A 2,348-nucleotide genomic window follows, 5' to 3' on the forward strand; every position below is an offset into this window, starting at 1 on the left:
GTGGGGCGGGGCGGGGGCTGGTTGGCGGTGCCGGGGGGCGGTCTTTCGAAGAAGGTCTCTTCGGTGATCGACTGCGGCGGGAAGTGGACGATGAGCGTGGCGGCCCCGTCGCCAGCCTTCTTCAGGCGCGGCGGCTGGCCCGGCGTCACCGCCAGGTTGCGCAGCTCCAGCCGCAAGGCCAGCAGGTCGGCCGGGCGTAGCACCGCTTGGCCCGGGCGGGTGCCGTCGAAGAAATTGCGGTTGGGATTTGGGGCCAGGACAGGAATGTTCAGCCTTCTGGTGACCATGCCAGTTCTCCTGCAAATAAGGAAACCCAGGAACGAAATCCTGCACGTCCAGCTACCTGCGAATCGAACTGCCAATGTGGCGAAAATTATCGTTGTGTTGCGTTAGTAGTCAACAACGCGCAGGCGCGTGGCGGAGGCTGCCGCGGCCGCGCCGGTTTGAGAATCCGGATGTGGCTTAATGATGTAGAAGGCGCGCGCCTTCATTCGCGAAGTTCATGCTTTGCATGAGATCTTGGTAGCCATCCGCAGAACCGGAAAGGGATGACGCGGCAGCCTTCGCCTCAAAGGATGGGGCGACCGTCAGCGGAATTTATTTTGTACGAATGCGTAACGGCTCCGGCCCCGGAAACTGCGCTGGCCTCGGGGCCGACCGCGCAGCGGGCCTAGCTGCTGGCTACCGCCGGCGCATCGCCCAGCGCCTGCAGGCACTCCGCCAGCGGCGGAATGCCGCTGGCCAGCGTCGCGACGGTTTGCGCATCGACCTTGGACAGCGGGGGAATCTCGGCCAGCACGCGCACGTCGCCGAAGCGCTCGATGGCTTCCCTGTTGCCCGCCGAAAGCGGCCCGCTCATGATCACGCCCAGCACCGGAATGCCGCGGCGCTTGAGGGCCTCCAGGCTGAGCAGGGTGTGGTTGATGGTGCCCAGGCCGCTACGCGCGGCCAGCACCACCGGCATGTCCAGCCGCGCGATCAGGTCGATCATCATGTGGCTGTCGTCTATCGGTACGTAGAGGCCGCCCGCGCCTTCCACGATCAGCGGCGCCTGCGTGGCCGGCGGCACGATGCTGGTGGCGTCGACGATGGTGTCCTCCAGGGTGGCGGCGGCCCAGGGAGACAGCGGCGCCTGCAGCACGTAGGCGGGCAGGTGCAGGCGTTCGGGCGGCAGCCCGGCCAGTTGCGCCACGGTTTCGGTGTCGCCCGGTTCTTCCGCCACGCCCGTCTGCACCGGTTTCCAATAGTCGGCGTTCCAGGCGCGCGCCAGGATCGCGGACACCAGGGTCTTGCCGATGCCGGTATCCGTGCCGGTCACGAAAACGCCGGTGGGGTGTTGGTTCGTTTTTTTCCACATACCGTAGGCCAGGTGATAGGTCACCCCGGCTCCTTGTTCGTCAAACGCCGCCAGCACCCGCCGCAGTTGTGTCGCGCCCAGAGGCGCGCGTCCCGGAGCAGGCGTGGTAGCGCCTATGCCTTTGAGCCCGCGCAGGAAACGCAGGCCGTCAGGATGATTTTGTATCAGCCGTTCGCCGCGCACGCCACCCGCCAGATTGCCCCAGTCCGGACGGATGGAGGCGGCCGACGGATAGCGCGGCGTGGCTGCATTCAGTCCGGCCGCGGCATGGGCGTCCTGCCATTCCTGGAACGTGCCGTCCGCCAGCGTCGCCACGGCCAGGCAGCCGCCTGGCGCCAGCAGGGCGGCCAGCCGGCCCAGCCCCGCGTTCAGGTCTGAAAACCACTGCACCGCCAGGCTGGAGCAGATCAGGTCGTAGCCGCCCGCAAGTCCGGCCGGATGCTCGCCGTCCAGCAACTGGTAGCGGGCAAGGCCTGGCAGGGCCAGGCCTTGTTGCGCAGCTGCCAGCATGCCGGGAGCGATGTCGGTGACGGTCCAGTCGGCCGGACCGATGCGGCGCGCCAGCGCCTGGGTCAGCAGGCCGGTGCCGCAGCCGATCTCCAGGATGCGCGGACGTGCGGGCAAGGGCAGCAGGGCGATATCGCTGGCCAGCCGCTCGGCCGCAATGCGCTGGATGGACGCGTGGTCTTCGTAGGCCTGGGCGGCAGCGCCGAAGCGCGCGCCGATCCCGGCGTTGCGCGGGGCTTGCGTCATGCAGCGCCCGCCAGGCGGGAAATGAAGGCGCGGACATGGGCAGCGCACCAGGCGGCATCCGACACGGGCAACAGGTGGCCGCCGCCCGCGCGTTCATGGATCTGCGCGTCGGCCCGGCCGGCAAATGCTGCTTGCGTCATGGGCGCGGGAACGATGGGATCGTCCGCGCCGGCCAGGACCAGCAGCGGCACGGGCAGCGCGGCCAGAGCCTCGCGCCGGTCTTCGTCGCGCAGGGCCT

General features: G+C 68.5%; 3 protein-coding genes. All 3 read right to left on the minus strand.

Features of this window, described 5'->3' with window-relative positions; genetic code table 11:
• Window positions 1-287 (minus strand): hypothetical protein (locus VIR09_RS11825; protein ID WP_332013048.1); only part of this gene is annotated, 287 nt, incomplete at its 3' end.
• 383 nt (window positions 288-670) lie between these two features.
• The gene (bioD, locus tag VIR09_RS11830; RefSeq protein WP_332013049.1) at window positions 671-2,110 is read right to left on the minus strand and encodes a dethiobiotin synthase; all 1,440 of its coding nucleotides are present in this window, start codon (window positions 2,108-2,110) and stop codon (window positions 671-673) included.
• The coding region (locus VIR09_RS11835) for an alpha/beta fold hydrolase (RefSeq protein ID WP_332013050.1) at window positions 2,107-2,348 on the minus strand (242 nt) is incomplete at its 5' end. The genes VIR09_RS11835 and bioD, both read right to left, overlap by 4 nt.

This window comes from Achromobacter sp., from assembly GCF_036567245.1.
Lineage (GTDB): Bacteria > Pseudomonadota > Gammaproteobacteria > Burkholderiales > Burkholderiaceae_B > Achromobacter.